13 protein-coding genes are annotated in these 19,524 nt (G+C 49.8%); 10 read left to right on the forward strand and 3 right to left on the reverse strand.

Features of this window, described 5'->3' with window-relative positions; translation table 11 throughout:
• Nucleotides 1-35: 35 nt before the first annotated feature.
• Complete coding sequence (locus C3B51_RS03295) at nt 36-866, forward strand: amino acid ABC transporter substrate-binding protein (protein WP_130244164.1); 831 nt, start codon at nt 36-38, stop codon at nt 864-866.
• A 62-nt stretch (nt 867-928) separates the two neighbouring features.
• On the forward strand, nt 929-1,510 hold the full coding sequence (locus C3B51_RS03300; RefSeq protein ID WP_125718342.1) for a thymidine kinase: 582 nt from the start codon (nt 929-931) through the stop codon (nt 1,508-1,510).
• Nucleotides 1,511-1,539: 29 nt separating this feature from the next.
• On the opposite strand, the gene rlmF is transcribed toward C3B51_RS03300, so the two are convergent.
• On the reverse strand, nt 1,540-2,406 hold the full coding sequence (gene rlmF / locus C3B51_RS03305) for a 23S rRNA (adenine(1618)-N(6))-methyltransferase RlmF (RefSeq protein WP_130244165.1): 867 nt from the start codon (nt 2,404-2,406) through the stop codon (nt 1,540-1,542).
• A 152-nt stretch (nt 2,407-2,558) separates the two neighbouring features.
• On the opposite strand from rlmF, the gene C3B51_RS03310 reads away from it, so the two are divergent.
• Nucleotides 2,559-3,473 (forward strand): alpha/beta fold hydrolase, encoded by a 915-nt coding sequence (locus C3B51_RS03310; RefSeq protein ID WP_130244179.1) that lies wholly within the window; start codon nt 2,559-2,561, stop codon nt 3,471-3,473.
• Here C3B51_RS03310 and C3B51_RS03315 read toward each other — a convergent pair.
• The gene (locus C3B51_RS03315) at nt 3,465-4,910 is read right to left on the reverse strand and encodes a tetratricopeptide repeat-containing sulfotransferase family protein (RefSeq protein WP_130244166.1); all 1,446 of its coding nucleotides are present in this window, start codon (nt 4,908-4,910) and stop codon (nt 3,465-3,467) included. The genes C3B51_RS03310 and C3B51_RS03315 overlap by 9 nt on opposite strands.
• Before the next feature lie 92 nt (nt 4,911-5,002).
• Nucleotides 5,003-7,663 (reverse strand): TonB-dependent receptor plug domain-containing protein, encoded by a 2,661-nt coding sequence (locus tag C3B51_RS03320; RefSeq protein ID WP_125781487.1) that lies wholly within the window; start codon nt 7,661-7,663, stop codon nt 5,003-5,005.
• 445 nt (nt 7,664-8,108) lie between these two features.
• Between C3B51_RS03320 and C3B51_RS03325 the strand changes: the two genes are divergently transcribed.
• The 7 genes from C3B51_RS03325 (at nt 8,109) to C3B51_RS03355 (ending at nt 19,504) form a co-directional block, all read left to right on the forward strand.
• Complete coding sequence (locus C3B51_RS03325) at nt 8,109-8,489, forward strand: hypothetical protein (RefSeq protein ID WP_130244167.1); 381 nt, start codon at nt 8,109-8,111, stop codon at nt 8,487-8,489.
• 114 nt (nt 8,490-8,603) lie between these two features.
• Nucleotides 8,604-9,971: a leucyl aminopeptidase family protein gene (locus C3B51_RS03330; protein WP_130244168.1), complete on the forward strand. Its 1,368-nt coding sequence runs from the start codon at nt 8,604-8,606 to the stop codon at nt 9,969-9,971.
• A 134-nt stretch (nt 9,972-10,105) separates the two neighbouring features.
• On the forward strand, nt 10,106-11,227 hold the full coding sequence (locus C3B51_RS03335; protein WP_130244169.1) for a sensor histidine kinase: 1,122 nt from the start codon (nt 10,106-10,108) through the stop codon (nt 11,225-11,227).
• 2 nt (nt 11,228-11,229) lie between these two features.
• Nucleotides 11,230-12,063 (forward strand): LytR/AlgR family response regulator transcription factor, encoded by an 834-nt coding sequence (locus C3B51_RS03340; RefSeq protein ID WP_130244170.1) that lies wholly within the window; start codon nt 11,230-11,232, stop codon nt 12,061-12,063.
• Between the two features lie 441 nt (nt 12,064-12,504).
• On the forward strand, nt 12,505-15,165 hold the full coding sequence (locus tag C3B51_RS03345; protein ID WP_130244171.1) for a glycoside hydrolase family 16 protein: 2,661 nt from the start codon (nt 12,505-12,507) through the stop codon (nt 15,163-15,165).
• 62 nt (nt 15,166-15,227) lie between these two features.
• Nucleotides 15,228-18,182 carry a TonB-dependent receptor gene (locus C3B51_RS03350; protein ID WP_130244172.1) on the forward strand — a complete coding sequence of 985 codons (2,955 nt, stop codon included), beginning with the start codon at nt 15,228-15,230 and terminating at the stop codon, nt 18,180-18,182.
• A gap of 74 nt (nt 18,183-18,256) precedes the next feature.
• Nucleotides 18,257-19,504, forward strand: coding sequence for a sugar MFS transporter (locus tag C3B51_RS03355; protein WP_130244173.1), 1,248 nt, complete (start codon nt 18,257-18,259; stop codon nt 19,502-19,504).
• Nucleotides 19,505-19,524: the final 20 nt, after the last annotated feature.

The raw sequence follows: 19,524 nt of genomic DNA on the forward strand, positions 1-19,524 counted from the left end.
ATAATAAGGTAAAGCCCGACTAAAAGTCTGTTTTAATGCGATTTACTCTTATCTCTTTGATGTTTTTGCTGGTCTGCTGCCAGGCGGCCGCAAAAGTGTCTGTCAGACTGTGTTACGAAGACAAGCATATTCCCCCTTTTTTCCTGGGTAACGGACTGGATGTGCCACAGGAAAATCCCGGGGCAACCATCGAAATTTTAAGGCAGCTCGAAACTCAGGTCGACGACGTGCAGTTTCAGTTTGTACGTAAACCCTGGCAGCGTTGCCTTTATGAAATCAAACGCAATCGTGTGGATGCCGTGATAGCCAGCTACCGACCGTCGCGCCAGGATTTTCTTGCTTACCCGCTGAATGAGGATGGCTCACCCGATACGCTGAGCTCTATCAGTCGACTGGGTACGTGCCTGGTGGGTATGGAGCAGTTACAAAACGCCATTGCCGAGCAGGTTTACCCTATCAATCTGGCGGTGCCAAGAGGCTATTCGGTGGCCGACTCGGTAGGCCACGACAAATACACTATCCTGAACACCGACTCTCAGAGCGATGCCTTTGAGCTGGTCCTTAAGGGCAAAGTCCATGGCACCTTTGGGTTATGTCAGGTAGACGGTAAAGCGGTCGCTGCATTTCCCTATCGCAAGCAGCTCAAAGCGGTATATCCGCCGCTGGATATCAGTTTTGGTTATCTGACATTTTCTAAACAGTTCAGAGCTTTGCATGCCCCCACCGCACAGGCCTTGTGGTCTTCTTTAAGTACCACTGAGCTGCACCATATTTATATTGCTTACATTAACCGGCAAAGCTATCCGGGAGATGCTCAGGACAGTAGCAGGCTTCCCGTGCAGGCACCCTGGCAGGTATTTGACTAGGCTGGCTTATTCGACTTAGTTTGGGTAGACTATCGCGAATTTTTTTAGCGGCTGATCAGCACATGGCGCAATTATATTTTTATTATTCAGCAATGAACGCGGGTAAATCTACCACTTTGTTGCAATCTGCATTTAATTATCGCGAACGGGGCATGAACCCGTTTATTCTCACCGCTGCGCTGGATGATCGTGCCGGGGTTGGCAAAGTAGCATCGCGGATCGGGCTTGAAGCCGATGCGCATACGTATGAGAGCACAACTGACTTGTTAAGTCTGATTAATCAGTGTCATGACAAGCAATCTCTGGATTGTATTCTGGTCGATGAGAGTCAGTTTCTAAGCAAGCAGCAGGTTTCGCAGTTAACCGATGTAGTCGATTTGTTGGGGATCCCGGTACTGTGTTACGGGCTCAGAACCGATTTTCGCGGCGAACTGTTCGAAGGCGCACAGTATCTGCTGGCCTGGGCAGACAAGCTGATTGAGCTGAAAACGGTTTGTCACTGTGGTCGCAAGGCCAACCATGTATTAAGACTGGATGTAACAGGGCGCGCGATTGCAGACGGTGCGCAGGTCGAAATTGGGGGTAACGACCGCTATGTTTCGGTATGCAGAAAACACTATAAAGCAGAGCTCAATAAACTCTGAACTCTGCCTGTGTGCACCCTTTAAATTAGCTAAAAGCGCCAGGCGATAAAACGGCTGGTCTTTTGGCCCTGTTGCATATCAATCACTTTGATATCACGCGCTTTGACCTTTTGCAGGGCTTGTTGCAACGCGGGCAGGTTATCTTTTTTAGAGACCAGTGAGGTAAACCAGCCAACTTGTTCAGCAAAGTCCTGGCTTTCGTCAATCATAGATTTGATGAAGGCTAGCTCACCACCCGGGCACCAGAGCTCCGGGGCATGACCACCAAAATTCAACTTCTCGGGTCGTTGTGACTTGCCCAGGTTGCGCCACTTTCGTGCTGTGCCGGCTTGTGCAGCCTCTGCACTTTCGTGGAACGGCGGGTTACACATAGTCAGGTGATAACTGTCTTTTGCCCCTATGATGCCACTGAAAATGGCGTGCTGATCCTTTTGTTGCCTGATTTTGATCCCCAGCCCATTGGCTTTAGCCAGCGTTTGCGCCACGGACACAGCCATGGGATTAATATCTGAGCCGGTAAACTGCCAGCCATATTCAGCCTGACCTATCAGCGGGTAGATCAGGTTGGCACCGGTTCCTATGTCGAGGCAGCGGATCTGCTTGCCGGTGGGGATTTCGCCCTGATTGTCCTCGGCAAGCAAGTCCGCCAGGGCGTGAATATAGTCGGCGCGCCCGGGTACTGGCGGGCATAAAAATGGCTCCGGCAGTTGCCAGAACTGCACGCCGTAGTCGCTGGCAAGAAGTGCCTGATTCAGAGCCACGACCGCATTTCGGTCGCTAAAGTCTATGGTGTCATGACCATGAGGGTTTTTATGTAAGTGCTGCTTTAAGGCCGGGTTTGCCTGACAAAGTTGGGCAAAGTCATAGCCCTGTAGGTGTTTGTTTCTGGGATGCATCGGATGACTATTTACTTACTTCATTGATACGCCATTATATCTAAATTATTCGCTTTGCGCTGTGCCTTTATCATTATTGACGGGGTGGGCAAACTTGCGATGGCTATGACTGGCTGGTACGATGAGTTTAAAAAATGACTCTATACTTTGACATGATCAAGCAAAACTCTCTCTATGTGCCGGTTGGTGAAGGCCACCAGCTTCACCTGCGTCATATTTACCATGAGCAACAATCAGGTCCGGCTGTGCTGTTCATACATGGGGCGGTTGAAAATGGCAAAATCTTTTACACCCAGAGCAACAAAGGGTTAGCGCCTTTTTTAGCCAGTCAGGGGTATCAATGCTTTGTGGCCGATTTACGTGGCAGAGGGGACAGTAAACCAGCTATCAGTAAAGGAGATACACATGGCCAAACGGAATCGATTGTTGAAGATATTCCCGCTATTTTGCAGTACATAACGGCTAAAACGGGTAAACGGCCTCAGTTTTGGGTGGCGCATTCATGGGGTGGCGTGTTGTTAAACAGTGTTTTTGCCAGGTTTCCCCAAGAAATAGAGCACGTCAGTGCCTGTGTATACTTTGGTACAAAACGCAGCCTTTATAATCGCCATCCTGAGAAGCTGCTAAAAGCCAACCTCATCTGGTATACACTTGCGTTCTGGCAGGTTAAAAAGCATGGTTACCTGCCTGCCCGGCGGCTAAAGTGGGGCTCAGACAATGAAACGCGTAAGTCTCATGCGCAGAGTGTTCAATGGGCAAAGCGCCTGCCGTGGGTAGACAGCGATGATGGCTTCGATTACGCCGCGGCGCTGAAAGACCGAGCCTTGCCACCCACCTTACATATCGCCGGAGTCAAAGACAAAGCACTGGCACAGCCGATTGATATCAAAAAGTTTATGGCTGAGTCGGGTACCGGCATCCAGGAAATTGTCGTCTATGGCAGACGCTATGGACATCAGCATGATTATGACCACATCAATATGTTAACGCACAGTGCGGCAAGGCAAGACCAGTTTTCTGACTTGCTGGCCTGGTTCGAGCGGTTCGGACAAGCCCCGTCAGTGTGAGTTGGGCAAAGCCAGCTCTTTGGTGATCTGCGCCTCAAATTTTTTCCAGTTCACCAGCGGGGCAGTATTCAGTGGTTTACGCACCTGTGCTTTGCTTAAGGTAGAGACCACTTTATGGCTCTTATAAAATTCCATACACTCCGGCTCGTATTTTTGGTACATAAAGTTGAGTGCCTTGCGGATCTCCCGCTCGGGTTCTTCTAGTAGCTTTTCGTAGCTCATTGTATGGATATTACGTGGCAACATGGCTTTAAAGTGTGCCATTACATCGTCTGTCATGTCGCTGTAGAGCTGGTATTCCTGCAAAGAGCAAAAATAGGGCTCATCTTCGGCAAAATGGTTGCTATATACTGACCAGGCGTTAGGCAAAAATTCCCGGGTCATATGGATAAAGCGCGCATCGGGGAACATTTTGTAGATAAGGCCAATATTTTGGAAATTAGCTGGCAGCTTGTTGATCACTGCTTCTTCAGCAACGCGATGCCGTTTTATTTCATCGACGTATAAGTTACGGCAATGATCCAGCATAGAGGTACTGAGTGTTTTGGTACAATCCGGGAATGGTGCTTCGTTGCGCATGCTCAGGTAGGGCACAATATCGTCGCTGATCACGGTGCTTTCGCCCATAGAGCCCACCTGAGAATGTTGGATCAGCATTTGCTCCAGCAAGGTAGAGCCTGTGCGGGGCAAACCAACGATAAACACGGGTGTAAAGGTGGCTTTGACCTTGTCTGCGGGCTTAGCAAAATACGCTGCGTTAAAGCTACTTTTTAAATAGTCGAAAAAGGGTTGCATGGCTGAGGTGTGGAAATCACAGAGCGCATGCTGAGCAGTATTTGCCTGCTGATAATGACTAAAAGCGGCGTCTATATTTGCCAGCTTCTCGTGGGCGTTTGCTTTGGCATAATGAGTAACAATGTGCAGCCTTGGATTTTCCAGGTCGGCATCAAGTGTATCGAGTAACGCCAGATACTCATTGAGTTTGTCGCCTTCGGTAAGCTTGATCAATTCATGGATCATAAACACAGTAATACCCGAATGTGGGCAGGCAAGGCCAGCTTCAAACACATTGCGCGCGTTATCAATAAAGCCGTAGTCGAGGTAAAACTGACCTAAATGATAGTGGGCCTGAGCATTATGCCGGGCAACACTGAGCGTGTATTCAAGTACGGTTTTGGCATCAACAGGAGAGCCAACGGCGACAAACGCATCCGCCAGCGCATAGAGGGGATCGAGCATTTTAGGAAGATGCTCACAGGCGCGTTTGAGATAATAAATAGCGTTGTCATACTGTTCAAGGCGCATACAGATCCTGCCAAGGCCAAACAGGGCTTTGCCGTTTTTGGGGTTCTGTTTAAGGACTTGCTTGAACATAAACTCGGCTTCACGTAGCCGATTTTCTTCGAGTAATTCTGAGGCTCTTTCTAGCAGTAGCATATGGTTTTAAAGCAGTTTTTATACATGATAGAAATAAAAAGGGGAAATAGCTATAGCTACTTCCCCCTTTGTTTCTGGGTTACAGTAAATCGTTAGAATGTATAGGTTGCTTTTACATAGTAGAAGCCGCCGTTGATCCCATATGGAGACGTCTCGTAGTAGATACCACCCCAGGTATTTGAGGGAGTAAGCTCTGTGGCGCCGTCTTCCAGGAAGTCGACAACTTTCTCTGCATCCTGGTCGAAGATGTTATTCGCACCAACAGTCAGGCTGATGTTTTCAGTGGCAAAGTAAGTCAGCTCAGCGTCAAACGTGAATGACGGATCGGCCATAATCGCTGTTGCGTCATAATCTACGTGCACGCCCTGATATTCTCCGTAGTAGTTGTAACGCAGGAAGCCTGAGAAGTCTTCCCACTGCTGCGTCCAGGTGTAAGTTGCGCGGTGCTGTGGTAAGTCTTTTTCCAGACGCGCTACTTTAAAGTCACCGGTAATAGCAGAGAACTTATCAACCTCTGTTTCATTCCAGTTATAGGCTGCACTAAAGGTAGCAAAACCGCCTAACAGGTCCATCGAGTAGTTAGCAACGATGTCGACACCCTGAGTTGTCGTATCAAAGTCGTTGGTGAAGAAAGATACCTGCGCCAGGCTGTCTACATTTGGCACGCCATCGGCTTTCAGTGCCGCCTTTTGTTCCAGTGTTAAATCAATTTTGTTTGACTGGCTCAGGCGGTCTTCCACCTCAATGTTGTAGTAGTCGATAGTCAGGAACAAGTCACCCGACTGATAGACCGCACCCAAGGTATAACTTTGTGATTCTTCCGGCTGCAGCTCGCTACCACCCAGTAGCTGTGAAACTGGGTTAGTAGGCGGTAACAGTGCCGAGTCAACCAGCACACCGCTGCTCAGGTTAGTCTGAACGTTACTCACATTTGCCTGACCAACCGTCGGGGCGCGGAAACCAGTACTGAGTGAACCACGTAGCGCCAGATCTTCTGTCGCATGATATTGCCAGGTTACTTTGTAGTTGGTTGTTGAGCCGAAGGTGTCATAGTCTTCGTAACGCAGCGCCCAACCCATCAGGAACTCTTCGGTAAATGGCGTTTCAATATCAATATAAGCTGCGTAGCTGCGACGTGAGAACTCGCCCCCTTGTGATGGTTTAAAACCAGGGAAACCGTTTGAGCCGATACCAAAGCCCTGCTGTGTAAGCGGGCCTGCGATAAAGGACGCTTCGTCGCCTGGAATAACTTCGAATGTTTCTTCTTTCCACTCAAGACCACCCGCTACGTTGACATCGTAGGCCAGGTCAAAGTCATAGCCCTTCGAGAAGTCGGCATTAAAGTTCTTTTCAAGCTGGATGTATTTACCCGGGCTGAACTCCATTGGAGTATCAGGACCCATAGAAGCATTAACCGTGTTGGTAATGAAGTAGCGTGATTCGTTGCGGCCCACTGAGCCACTGAAATCATAATACGCGCCTTTCATAAAGCCATCCGTAAACTCGCCTTTAGTGCCTATGGTGAGTGACGTATCTGTGATGTTACCACCAAAGAAAGGCGTGAAACCGGCTGGTAAAATATTGTTGAAAGCAAAGCAGTTTGCTGCTGCAAGTGAGTCCAGAGCAGCTTGATCTGGCAGACCATTTGACTGAAGCTCAACAACGGGACAGTTGATTTGTTGGTCGTAGCCGTCTAATGAGCCCACCAGTACCGTTGGCGTTGCCGCATCCCACGCTGCTTGCTGTGCTTCATCAGTTGGATGACGTCTGGTTGGTTCACCATTGACGTTACGGATCACACCGCCATAGACCTGAGGACGTGTAGTTGGGTTGCGATAATAAAAGCCGCCTTTTACATCACGCTCGGAATAGTTACCAAACATGTAGAACTGAGAATCGTTTGTCAGCTCCAGGCCAACGTTACCAAACAGCGTGATGTCGTCGTTGATTTCTGGTGCACCCCAGACCTGAGCCGGATCGCGTACCCCTTCCAAACCCGCATCCATAAACGCTTGTGCATCTGGACGCTGAACACTGCGGCTGGTTGGGTCGGCTTCTTTATACTGGAAGCTCAGGTTGGCAAAACCCTGGTCGGTAAATGGCAGGCCGATGTTGCCTTCTACTGTGGTTGTGTCGCCGTCGCCTTCATAATATTGGCCCTGCTTGACTGAAACACTGCCGCCTTCGGATGCATCTTTCAGTACAAAGTTCAGTACCCCGGCGATGGCATCGGAGCCATATTGTGCCGCCGCACCATCACGCAGTACCTCTACTTGTTTTAGTGCAATACTGGGGATCACAGAAATGTCGGGGCCCTGAGCACCGTCGTTAATACCGCCGCCTAAGAAGGCGATTACGGAGGAGCGATGACGGCGTTTACCGTTCAGTAAGATTAAGGTTGAGTCTGCTGGCAGGCCACGCAGGTTAGCGGGGCGTACCAAAGAGGCAGCGTCACTGATAGGGTTAGCGTGAACGTTCAGAGAGGGCACCGAACCTTTCAGTAGCTCCAGCATGTCGTCACCACCAGCTTTACTCAGATCGTCTCCGCCAATGATATCGATTGGTACGGGAGAGTCGCCGACAGAGCGTGGTGCGGCACGAGAACCAACCACCGCAATTTTTTCAATTTTCTTGTTTTCGGCACCTGCATCAGCTTCTTCTGCCTGTACGCTGGCGACCGTTAACCCCATTGTTGCCGTTGACGCTAAAGCAAATTTAATCGCACGGCTTAGCGCGTTTGTTTGTAGTTTCATCCTGTTTCCCCAGTTATTATATGTTGTCTTATTTCACAATTTACATAAATTGCACATCTTTGGTTAACTATCTGTGTACCCTTTATTGATGATAATTGCAAATATGTTCACTGCATCATTAAAGGTAGCAGTGAATTTAACAAGGTCAAATTTTTCAATAACTTTTTGTTTGCGGTACAAAAAATGGTCATTTATGGGGCTTTATTGGGTACGGCGTGGCGTGAAAATTGTTCACTAAAATATCATTATTGCGTGCTTTAGCCTGCTTTTTTGCTAAGGTGTTTAAAATGTGAACTGTTGTAATCCTCAACTCGGCAACTGAGATAGGCAAAGCAGCTTGGTATTAGACAAATTAATGAGAGCTGATTGATGCGAACACGCTAAGCTAACGTCCATTTTTTATTTCTGCTAGTATTGGAAGTACTGTTATTCCCCAAGTATGCGAATGCGATTAATTAAAGTAGTACATAAAGCGCCCATTCGAGTCGCAAGGATCAGCAAAAAACGTCAACAATTAAGATTAAGGCGTGCTCTAGTTGGTTTAAAAATTGCACTGGCTCAGGAAAAGCAAGAAACCCGCGCAATGTTAGATATTTACAAACGTTATCCGCAAGGTGGCGTGTCTAAGCAAGAATTGGCGACGGCGAACCAGCAGTTTGTTGATATCCTTAAGGGGCTTGGTCTGGGGGTTTTTGCCTTACTGCCTTTTGCGCCCATTACCATTCCACTCATTGTTAAGCTGGGTCAGTGGTTAGGGGTCGATGTGTTACCCAGTTCGTTTTCGATAGGCAAAAAGCCAAAAAGCAACGAAAAATCAAATGATTAAAATGCCCTTTAGGGCCATTTTTAGTTTATTAATTCGCTTTGTTCATCCAGTGAGTGAAATATTCTTCCCACCTTGGTATTCTCTTGTCAGGTTTATGTAATTCAAGAGGCACGTATGAGTCATTTACTTGTTCACTCATCACAAGGAATACCGGTACATTTTTTAAAGGAAAGCCAGCTAAGCGAATGGTTAGAGGAAAATGCGCCACAAGCTAAAAACATCACGCTGGCTACCAGGCATAAAGCACAAAAAACCCTGTTGATCCCAGATATCCAGAGCGGCGAACTCAGCGCAGTGCTATGTCTGGCTGAGTCACTGGACGATATGTGGCTGGCAGGTGATCTGCCCGCCCAGCTGCCGCAAGGCACTTACTCTTTTCAAGGTGATGAAGCGTTTGTAGAACAAGCCGCGCTTGGTTACTTACTCGGTGCGTATACATTCGATGCTTACAAAAAGGCCTCTGCGCCCAGTGCAAAACTGGCGATAGAGTCCGAAACCATGTTGAAAAAATTGCAGGATCAGGCGGATGCCATTTACCTGGTCAGAGATTTAGTTAACACGCCTGCCGCCGACATGATGCCGCAACACATGGCAGAGATTTGTATTGAAATGGCAGACAAATTTGGTGCTCAGTTCACTCAGATAGTTGGTGACGAATTGCTGGAGCACAACTATCCAACCATTCATATGGTGGGCAGAGCCAGTGAAAACAAGCCACGCCTGCTGGATATCAGCTGGGGAGATGAAAATGCACCTAAACTGACTCTGGTTGGTAAAGGCGTGTGTTTCGACTCAGGTGGCTTGGATCTTAAGCCGGCTTCCGGCATGCGTAACATGAAAAAAGACATGGGCGGAGCTGCGCATGTTCTGGGTCTGGCACAGATGATCATGGCCGCTCAGTTACCTGTGCGCTTGCGTGTTCTGATCCCTGCGGTAGAGAATGCGGTTTCGCGTAACGCTTTTCGTCCAGGCGATGTGATCCAAACGCGTAAAGGTTTAACGGTTGAAATCGACAACACCGACGCTGAGGGTCGACTGGTACTGTGTGATGCGCTGGCAGAGGCACAATCAGAGCAGCCTGATCTGCTGATCGACTTCGCCACATTGACCGGTGCGTGTCGTATCGCGCTGGGCACAGAATTGCCAGGTTTCTACAGTACCGATCAGGAAGTCGCCAATGCGATGATTGCCAAAGGTAATGCGCTTCAGGATCCCATCTGGCAATTGCCTTTGTTCGATCAGTATAAGGCCCTGTTTAAGAGCGATGTAGCTGATATGGCGAACTGTGGTTCAACCCCGTTTGGTGGCTCAATCACCGCCGCTTTGTATCTTAAAGAGTTCGTTGAGCCAGAGCAGACGCCCTGGGTGCATTTCGATGTGATGGCGTGGAACATACGTGCCTTACCTGGCAGACCGGTTGGTGGCGAAGGACTTGGCTTGAGAGCCACCTTTGCGTATCTTGAACAGCGCTATGCGTCATAAGCTGTTATGTTGATAAAAGGGCCGTAATGGCCCTTTTTTATGTCTCTAAACGGGGAAAAGCGTACAGGCTAGCTTGCTAAATTTTTAAAAAGTTTTAGAGTGTCGCAGGATAGAGCCTTATTCTGAGTACTGTTTTGTCTGTATTTACACCGCAACAAAGTGAACTGGCGCCGCTTGAGCCAGAGTCTTCTGCACTTCCTCATTTGTCTAAGCAATTCTGGAGCTTACAAATTGCCGGCTGGCTTGGTTATGCGGCAGTGGTGTTTCTGGCAATCATTCAGCCTCAGTTTGATTCACCCGGTTTTAATCTCACCGGGCAGGTGATCAATCTGGGCGTCGAAAGCCTCAGTGGCTTTGCATTGTCACTCATACAGTGGTTGTTTATCCGCAGGATCATTCATCAGCCATTGCAGCGCACACTCTTTATCAGCTTTCTTTCTGCGGCTTTACTGGGCCTGATTTATAACATCATCAAGCTCGCCAGCTACAAGGTCATAGTACATGACCAGCGCTGGGATCAGGCCTGGAACATGCTGGAGTTTGGCGGCTGGTTGCTGTTTTCACTGACCACTATGTTTGTCTGGACGTCGATATTTTTTATCATGCTTTACAACAGCCGATTGCAAAAAGAGCACGAGCGCTTGTTAAGGGCCCAAACACAGGCAAAGGACGCGCAGCTACAAATGCTGCGTTATCAGCTTAACCCGCATTTTATGTTTAACACTATGAATGCCATTTCAACTTTGATCCTCAAAGAAGATAACGACGCGGCGTCAGAAATGCTCGACAAGCTCTGTGACTTTTTTCGCCACTCGCTCGAGGCCACCGAGGGCAGCCGGATCTCTTTGCAAGAAGAAGTTCGGCTGATTGAGTTATATCTGGCTATCGAAAAAGTGCGCTTTGGAGCACGCTTATCAGTGTGCTATTCACTCGACCCCGATGCATTGAAGGCATTGGTGCCGAATATGCTATGTCAGCCTGTGGTTGAAAATGCCATCAAGTATGCCATTGAGCCCAGTAAACAGGGGGGAGAAGTAAGCATATCGGCAAAGAGGCAGGGGCAGCAACTGGTTATCGAAATTTCAGACAGCGGGACTGGTGATAATGGCATGGCAGTAAAAGGATTTGGTATCGGGCTGAACAATACCAAATCCAGGCTGGACGTTATGTACAGCGGGAATTTCAATATATCTTTGAATAAAAACGCAGCCGGGGGAAACACGGTGACCTTAGTGCTGCCGTACGAGGTTGACTAATTATGACAAAGCCACTGACAGCTCTCATTGTTGATGATGAGCCCCTCGCGCTCGAGGGGTTGAGTCTGAGACTAGCTAAGATCCCGGAAGTCGAGGTTATTGGTCAGGCCGAAAATGGCGATGACGCGATCCGCTTATGTCATGAGTTGTGCCCCGATGTGTTATTTTTGGACCTGCAACTGCCCGGGCTTAATGGCATTGAAGTGGTGCAGGCTATACAGGCGGATGTACTGCCCATGGTGGTATTTGTCAGCGCTTACAGCGATTATGCATTAGACGCCTTTGAGCTTAATGCCATTGATTATGTCCTGAAACCCGCAAACCTAGGCCGGTTACAAAAGACCGTGACTCGGATCCTGGAGCGCCGCCAGCCTCATCAGGCCGAGCAGGAAAAATACCGGTTACTTCAGGCACTCACCCAAACGTCTGGCCTTGCGGTAACTGAGCTAGAGTCCTGGCTGGAAACAGACCGCCCATTACCTGCTAAGCAGGACAGAGAGTTGATCATTAAAAACAGCGATAATGAACAGGTATTGGTGCCCATGGATATCATTCGCTGGATTGATGCTGCTGGTGATTACATGTGTGTGCACACTGAGTCAGAAACCCATGTCCTGCGCATTACCATGAAAAAACTACAGACTTTGCTGGATGAGGCGCAATTTGCCCGGATCCATAAGTCGACTATAGTGAACTTAAGTTATGTCACTGCGATTAAACCTATGCGAAATAACGAGAGCCTGGTGACGCTTAAAGGACAGGTGGAGCTCAAAGTCAGTCGCAATTATAGTCAGGCATTACAGCAATTTGTCGCCAAAAAGAAAACATTGAGCTAGCTGGTTCGCGTTACTATAAACAAGAAATATCAGTCAGCAGCCACAAGTATTACCTCTTCTGGTGCAACGACTGCGAGTTTTGGTGCAATATATTTGTACCCGATACCCTCCAAAAGCCAAGGAAAACAAAAGGCTAACCTTTCATCTTATTTTTGTATCGTCTTGTCGTGCACTATTGTGGCCCACATTCTTGTGTCGCAGCAGTTGCCCGTGATGGCGCGTTTCCATTGTAACATTTCAGTTAATTTTACAGGATACCCTCAGGCGCAGTCCGAACCGGTCATCTGGTTCGCTGCTCATTCCCGGTAGTACGGACAGTGCGAGTTGCCAGCACTCCTAATAGCAGCGCGCACATAACAACAACAGCGGCCTTGTGCCAGACTGTGAAAAGAATACGTCTGTGCTGCGCAACAATCGGAACGATTAGTTGGAACACACATTATGATAAAAGTTGCAAAATCCCTCACCGCAGTGAGTGTCCTGCTTACATTGGCTGGTTTAACCGGCTGTGGCGGCGATGCTAAAACGCGCACCGATCTGAGCAAAACAGATCCCGCGGCGCCGGTCAGTGACTGGCAGCTTGTCTGGCAGGACGAGTTTGATGAGTCACAAATTAATCCCCAAAACTGGACGCACGAAGTGAACTGCCAGGGTGGTGGCAATGAAGAGCGCCAATGCTATACCGATGACCCGGCTAACTCATATGTTAGTGACGGGACATTAAAAATTGTCGCACTGAGCGCGCAGGACGGCGCCGAAAAACCCTACACATCGGCGCGTTTGATCACTAAACACAAAGCGGATTTCAAATATGGCCGATTTGAGATGCGGGCAAAACTGCCAAGCGGGCAGGGTAGCTGGCCGGCATTTTGGATGCTGCCAACGGACGAAGTCTATGGCGGCTGGCCCAACTCCGGTGAAATAGACATTGTTGAGGCGGTCAATTTAAAAGCACAAGGGGCGGATGGCGCCCCTGAGGCCCAGGTCTACGGTACTTTACATTATGGTAAAGATTGGCCGGACAATGTGCATTCTGGTAAAGCATATAGCCTGCCGGGCGGGGCTAATCCGGCCGATGATTTCCATACCTATGCCCTTGAGTGGCAGGAAGGTGAAATACGCTGGTACGTGGATGATTACCTGTACGCGACACAACGTCAGTCCGACCCTCTTTACGACAGTGAAGGCAATGTCTTCAGTCTTAAACATCGGGGCTGGTTTGCCGAGTATCACGACCAGGGCAGCGGTGAGCTGGTAACGCACTGGGACAGCGCACCGTTTGATCAAAGCTTCTATCTGATCCTGAATCTGGCGGTAGGTGGAAACTGGCCGGAAGCCGTCAATGAGACGGGTGTAAATGCAGAGGCTTTTGCCAACGGGCAGACCTTTGAGGTGGATTATGTCCGGGTCTACCAGTGTCAGCAAAACCCGCAAACCGGCAAAGGCTGCGACACTATTCGCAGCGGGTGGGATTCTTTAGAGGATGCGCTGGTTGAAGGCAAAGCACCCAGCCCAGCCCCTCCTGCAACCTCAGGTGATAGCCTGCAAATCTTTGACGGTGAGCTTAATAAAGACTGGCCAGCGTGGGACTGCTGTGGTGGCAGCGTACCTGCGCTGGTGGAAGACGACGCAGCTGGTACGGTTATCGAGTTCAGCGTGGGCAGTGAGCCCACAGTCAATGGGTTTATCTCTCGTGATCCGATGGCGTTGGACGCGGGAGGCAGCCCCAGTCCGTTCGATGCCTCTTCGTTGATTGAATCCGGTGTTGTGCGTTTCGATTTGAAAGTGACTTCTGCGCCTGCAAATACAGACGCGCCCTGGATGTTAAAAATAGAAAGCGCTAACGGAGAAAAAGCGGTTGAACTGACCTTGTCTGAAAGCTCAGAAGGGGCCACCCCTGAGGTTGGGCAATGGCAAACTTTTACGTTCCCGCTTCAGACATTGGCTGAGCAGGGGCTGGACATCAGCAGTATTGATGCATTGCTTATTTTCCCGGCGTGGGGCAGTGGTGAAGGCGCAATTTATCGCGTCGCAGATGTTGCGATTGTGACACCAGGCAAAACCACCGCATTGACAGTGTTTGAGGAGAGCGAAAACCCAGCCTGGCCAATGTGGGATTGCTGTGGCGGTTCTTTACCTTCGGTTGAGCTAGACGATGATGCCCATGGCAATGTGGCAGAGTTTAAAATCGGTGACACGGCAACCGTGATGGGCTTTATTTCCAGACAAGAGTTTATTGCGGCTGAAGGCGTCTCAGCTGCGCCATTCGATGCGTCTTCTATCCTCTCTAACGGCGTGATTGAGTTTGACATGAAGGTGGTCAGTGCACCACAAGATGCCAGTGCAGCCTGGTTTTTTAAAGCGGAATCGGTGGGCGCGCAAAGTGCAGCCGAGCTGACTTTAGATACCAGTATCCAGCAAGCCGTACCTGAGGTTGGCAAGTGGCAAACATACACGTTTAAGCTAACCGATTTGGTTGCAGCTGGTCTGGACATCAGTGCGATTGACGTCTTAATGGTTTTTCCCAGCTGGGGCCAGGGCGCAGGTGCAGTATACCGCATAGATAACGTGAAAATTTACGACCCGAATCAGGCCGATGAGTTTGCGGGGGAAGTGTTATTTGCCGATGATGTGGCAGCTAAATGGACGCTGTGGGACTGTTGTGGTGGCTCTGTGCCAACACTTGAAAACGATGATATGACTCAGGGCATGGTGGCTGAATTTAAAGTAGGCAGCGAGCCTACGGTAATGGGCTTGTTTGCTGAAGATGGCCACTATCTGGATGCGTCTGCTTATCTTGAAAAAGGCGCAGTGCAGTTTGATCTCAAGGTGGTGACAACGCCCAATGATAGCAGTGCGCCCTGGAAGTTTAAGATAGAAGCACTGGATGCCAGTTTTGCGCTGGAGCTTAATCTGACCGACAGTCTGGAGGCGGTGGCGCCTCAGGTTGGCCAGTGGCAGACCTATACTTTCCCACTTCAGACACTGCAAGATGGTGGGGTGAACATCAGCGGTATTGACATCATCATGATTTACCCAGCCTGGGGGCAGGGTGAAGGCGCTGTATATCGGCTCGATAATGTGATGGTTACAGCGCAATAAAACCAAACCGATGGCGTGGCATTGCCACGCCCAGACAGCGAAAATTATTCAAGCAGGTCATTATGAATACAGTAAATTATAAACTCTCACATGTCGCGATTCTGATCGGTGCGGTACTTGGTACTTCTATGGTGCAGGCTGAGGAAGCTGCGTCGCAGGTAGAAGAAACACCGGAGGTTATCGAGGTACGTGGGATCAAGGGCAGTTTGATCCGCTCTATGAACGTCAAACGGGATATGTCGGGCGTGGTGGATGCGATTTCAGCAGAAGAGATGGGCAAGTTTCCCGACACCAACCTGGCGGAGTCGTTGCAGCGCATTACCGGTGTGGCAGTGAGTCGCAGCAATGGTGAAGGCAGTCAGATCACTGTGCGTGGCTTCGGCCCCGACTTTAACCTGGTCACGCTCAATGGCAGACAAATGCCGGGTACGGGTAACAGCCGCTCTTATAACTTCGAAAATCTTTCGTCCGATGGGGTAACTGCGCTCGAAGTCTATAAAACAGCGCGCGCTGACAACCCAACCGGTGGGTTGGGCGCCACGGTTAACATCGTCACAGCGCGCCCGCTCGACAGTGGCGCCGAGAAAATGTCCTTTTCTACCAAGGCCATTCACGACTCCTCCAATGTGGCAGGCGACGACATCACACCAGAGGTTTCAGCTTTATACTCCAATGCATTCTTGGATGAAACCATCGGGTTTGGTTTTAACATCAATCACCATCGGCGGGACTTTCAGCAGCAAAGTGCCAATATTCAGGGCTGGCAGGCGAACGTGGATTTACCCACCAACCTGGAGGCCGGTAACGTCATCGACAATCGCCCGCTGAATGAGCAAGGGGTGCCAGCAGGAGATTACTTCTTCCCACGGGATATGAATTATCAGATAAGCGATTTGCAGCGCGAAAGAACCAATGGTCAGGTAGTCTTTCAGTATGCGCCCAGTGACGATATCGTGATGACCCTGGATTATACCGGGACCAAATCCATAACCGGTAAAAATGCCATTTCATGGGGGATGTGGAACGACTACGGCGGCAACATTAATGGCTATGAGCTGGATGAAAACGGCACTGTGGTTTATGCCGATATCAGCGGTAACGATGGCTCTTTCAGTGCCTCACGTTCGACGACCGAAGTCAAAGAGCGCTCCATTGGCTTTAATGTTCAGTGGCAGGCCAGCGATGCGCTGAGCCTCACTTTGGATTATCACGATTCGCAAAGCGAAACCGATAACGGCGCAGACGTTGGTCTTGGCAGTGAAGGCACTTTGGTGCTTGGGTCGGATCAGTTAACAACCAAACGCTATGACTATCGCAGCGGCGAAATCCCCCATGCTGAGATTTTGTGGAAAAACGGCACCAACGAGCTGGCAGCCAGTGAAATTGACTCTCATTTTAGCCAGTTTGTACATTCACCCGGTAAAGCGACTGTTGAGCAGTTACAGCTTGATGGCGTATGGGAAAACCTCAGTGACCGTTGGGGACTGGTGAATATCAAGTTTGGTGTGGCACGTACAGAGCAAGAAATGAGTGGCTCTAACGCCTGGAGTGGTTTGATTGGTGGTTTCTTGTTTAATCCTGCCTGGCCGGAGTTGTTCCCCGACGGCATGTTTACTCAACATGACACCAGTGATTTTTTAAATGCATTTGACGGCGGTGGCAGTGCCCTGCAGCCACATTATTACTACACCTTTGACTTTGATGAGGTTGCCGCTCGCTCTGAAGCCTTTTTGACCAATGAATTACTCGGCGGCAAAGATTATTTTGCGACTACGGCGTATCACGACATGGGCACTCTGTCGCGTGACAGCGTGACAGAAGAAACCAGCAGTATTTATCTGTCTAGCTTCTGGGAGTTCGAGGTTGCGAGCTATCCGGTACAGATAAACGCCGGTGTCCGCTACGAACAAACGGATGTCACCAGCAGTACTTTCCAGCCAACGCCAACGGCCGTATGGTGGAAAGGCGGCAGTGAATGGCATACCCAATACGTACCTGACGGAGATGCCTTCTTTACCCTTGAAGGTGAGCACGACGTGGTGTTACCTATGGTGGATTTACGCGTGGATGTCACCGATGAGCTGGTTGCCAGGCTGTCCTGGGGTAAAACCATTTCCCGTGCGCCGCTTGGCGACCTGGTCGGTGGCCGAAGTCTTACCAAAAGCCCAAAAATTGGTTCACGCAATGCCAGCGAAGGTAATACCAACTTGCAACCGTTCGAGTCGACCAATTTTGACCTCAGCCTGGAGTACTACTACAGCGAGGGCAGCTATGCAGCTATTGGATACTTCGATAAGTCGGTAAAAAACTTCATCGGTAGTCAGGTGAATTCGACCACCGTAGAGGGTTTTCACGATATTTATCAGGGGCCAAGATGGTTACAAGCGGTTGCCGACATCGAAAGCCGTGGCGAGCAGGCCACCAATGACGCCATTTTCGCACAAATGCAGGCCAATGGCGCAACGCTCAATGAGCAGGGGTATATCACACCAAACGCCGAAGACCCGCTGATTGTGTGGGACTTTACCCGACCGTTTAATGCCCCGGACACCAAGTCGGTAGATGGTATTGAGGTTGCGCTGCAGCACCTGATTGGCGAGACCGGCTTCGGTGTGGGTGTCAACGCCACCTTTGTGAATGGCGATGTGGAGTTTGATGTGGCCAGCCTTAAGCAGCAAACTCCGCTGACCGGACTGAGCGATTCTGCCAACTTCCAGGTGTTTTATGAACTCGATGGCCTGTCGGTAAAACTGACTTACGCCTGGCGCGATGAGTATTTGATAGGGGTTGGGCAGGATCAGGGGTCCTCGGATAACCCGCCACAGTTTGCCAAGGCCTTTGGCCAGTGGGACATGAGCGTTAACTACGACATGACTGAGCAGCTGACGGTATTCTTCGAAGGGGTCAACCTCAATGATGAAACCGAGCAGGGTTTTGGCCGTTATGAACGTCAATTCCTGTTCGCCCGCCAATACGGGCCGCGTTATGCGCTGGGCTTTCGCTACACGTTTAACTAATTCTGAGTAAGCTCTGGTCGTCGCCTGGCGCGATGCCAGAGCCCGCTTGTCCTATTTTTTGTTGGAAATTCATTATGGCTAGTTCATCTGTGATGCTGGATACCCAGCATGAGGCACAGCCGGGTAACGGGCATAGGTTTGCCTTATTCACGCTGACCACGTTGTTTTTTATGTGGGGCTTTATCACCTGCTTAAATGACATTTTAATCCCCTATCTGAAAGGGGCTTTTTCCTTAACTTATACCCAGGCCATGCTGGTGCAGTTTTGCTTCTTTGGCGCTTATTTTATCGTCTCCATCCCGGCTGGCATATTGGTGGGCAGGATTGGATTTAAAAAGGGCATTATCACAGGTCTGAGCGTGGCCAGTGTAGGTTGCCTGTTGTTTTATCCGGCTGCTGAACTGGGGGTATATGGCGTGTTTTTGGGCGCCTTATTTGTGCTGGCTTCGGGCATTACCGTGTTACAGGTTTCTGCTAATCCGTTTGTCAGTGCGCTGGGCCCGGCCAAAACCGCCTCGTCTCGACTGACAATGACGCAGGCATTTAATTCGCTGGGGACAACCGTTGCGCCTTTTTTTGGTGCCTGGCTTATTTTCTCTGGCAGTAGCGAACCGGCACATGCCGATGCCTCAGCGGTGCAATTTCCTTATCTGATGATTGCAGGCGCACTGGCCGCGTTGGCCATCGTCTTTGCTTTTATCAGACTGCCATCATTGGGGGCCGAGCCGCAGGGTGCGCCTTCGCTGAAAAAGGCCCTGCAATATAGACACCTCAAACTGGGGGCTGTGGCGATTTTCTTATACGTCGGTGCTGAGGTTGCCATTGGCAGCTTCCTGGTGAACTTTTTACATGATCCACGCATTGCCGGATTAAACGAAGCGCAGGCCGCGCAACTCATTGCCTATTACTGGGGCGGAGCCATGGTTGGTCGTTTTGTCGGTGCACTGGTGATGCAAAAAATTGCGGCGGGCAAAGTGCTGGCATTCAACGCAGTCATGGTGATTGTCTTGTTGTGCCTGGCCGTTGTGACCGAAGGCCCGGTGGCAATGTGGTCTGTGCTTGCTGTGGGTTTGTTTAATTCAATTATGTTCCCCACCATTTTTAGCCTTGCGATTGAGAAGCTGGGCGACAGCGCCAGCCATGGTGCAGGTGTATTGTGCCTGGCGATTGTGGGTGGCGCCATCGTGCCGCTACTTCAGGGGATGGTGGCGGATCTCTCTGGTGTGCAACTGTCTTTCCTGCTTCCGGCAGTGTGTTACGTGTTTATCGGTTACTTTGGCCTCAAGGGACACCGACCTGTTTTTCTATCCACGGAGAAGTAAAGTGAAGAAAAAAACAATTA

Origin of the sequence: Pseudoalteromonas rubra (assembly GCF_004212645.1) — a bacterium.
GTDB classification, from domain to species: Bacteria; Pseudomonadota; Gammaproteobacteria; order Enterobacterales; family Alteromonadaceae; genus Pseudoalteromonas; species Pseudoalteromonas rubra_G.

What these genes read in the sequence shown, in the direction of transcription:
- C3B51_RS03325 (WP_130244167.1), top strand. Translation starts at nt 8,109, where the DNA reads ATGCGATTAATTAAAGTAGTACATAAAGCGCCCATTCGAGTCGCAAGG.
- C3B51_RS03350 (WP_130244172.1), top strand. Translation starts at nt 15,228, where the DNA reads ATGAATACAGTAAATTATAAACTCTCACATGTCGCGATTCTGATCGGT.
- C3B51_RS03295 (WP_130244164.1), top strand. Translation starts at nt 36, where the DNA reads ATGCGATTTACTCTTATCTCTTTGATGTTTTTGCTGGTCTGCTGCCAG.
- C3B51_RS03345 (WP_130244171.1), top strand. Translation starts at nt 12,505, where the DNA reads ATGATAAAAGTTGCAAAATCCCTCACCGCAGTGAGTGTCCTGCTTACA.
- C3B51_RS03320 (WP_125781487.1), bottom strand. Translation starts at nt 7,663, where the DNA reads ATGAAACTACAAACAAACGCGCTAAGCCGTGCGATTAAATTTGCTTTA.
- C3B51_RS03310 (WP_130244179.1), top strand. Translation starts at nt 2,559, where the DNA reads ATGATCAAGCAAAACTCTCTCTATGTGCCGGTTGGTGAAGGCCACCAG.
- C3B51_RS03330 (WP_130244168.1), top strand. Translation starts at nt 8,604, where the DNA reads ATGAGTCATTTACTTGTTCACTCATCACAAGGAATACCGGTACATTTT.
- C3B51_RS03340 (WP_130244170.1), top strand. Translation starts at nt 11,230, where the DNA reads ATGACAAAGCCACTGACAGCTCTCATTGTTGATGATGAGCCCCTCGCG.
- C3B51_RS03300 (WP_125718342.1), top strand. Translation starts at nt 929, where the DNA reads ATGGCGCAATTATATTTTTATTATTCAGCAATGAACGCGGGTAAATCT.
- C3B51_RS03315 (WP_130244166.1), bottom strand. Translation starts at nt 4,910, where the DNA reads ATGCTACTGCTAGAAAGAGCCTCAGAATTACTCGAAGAAAATCGGCTA.
- rlmF (WP_130244165.1), bottom strand. Translation starts at nt 2,406, where the DNA reads ATGCATCCCAGAAACAAACACCTACAGGGCTATGACTTTGCCCAACTT.
- C3B51_RS03355 (WP_130244173.1), top strand. Translation starts at nt 18,257, where the DNA reads ATGGCTAGTTCATCTGTGATGCTGGATACCCAGCATGAGGCACAGCCG.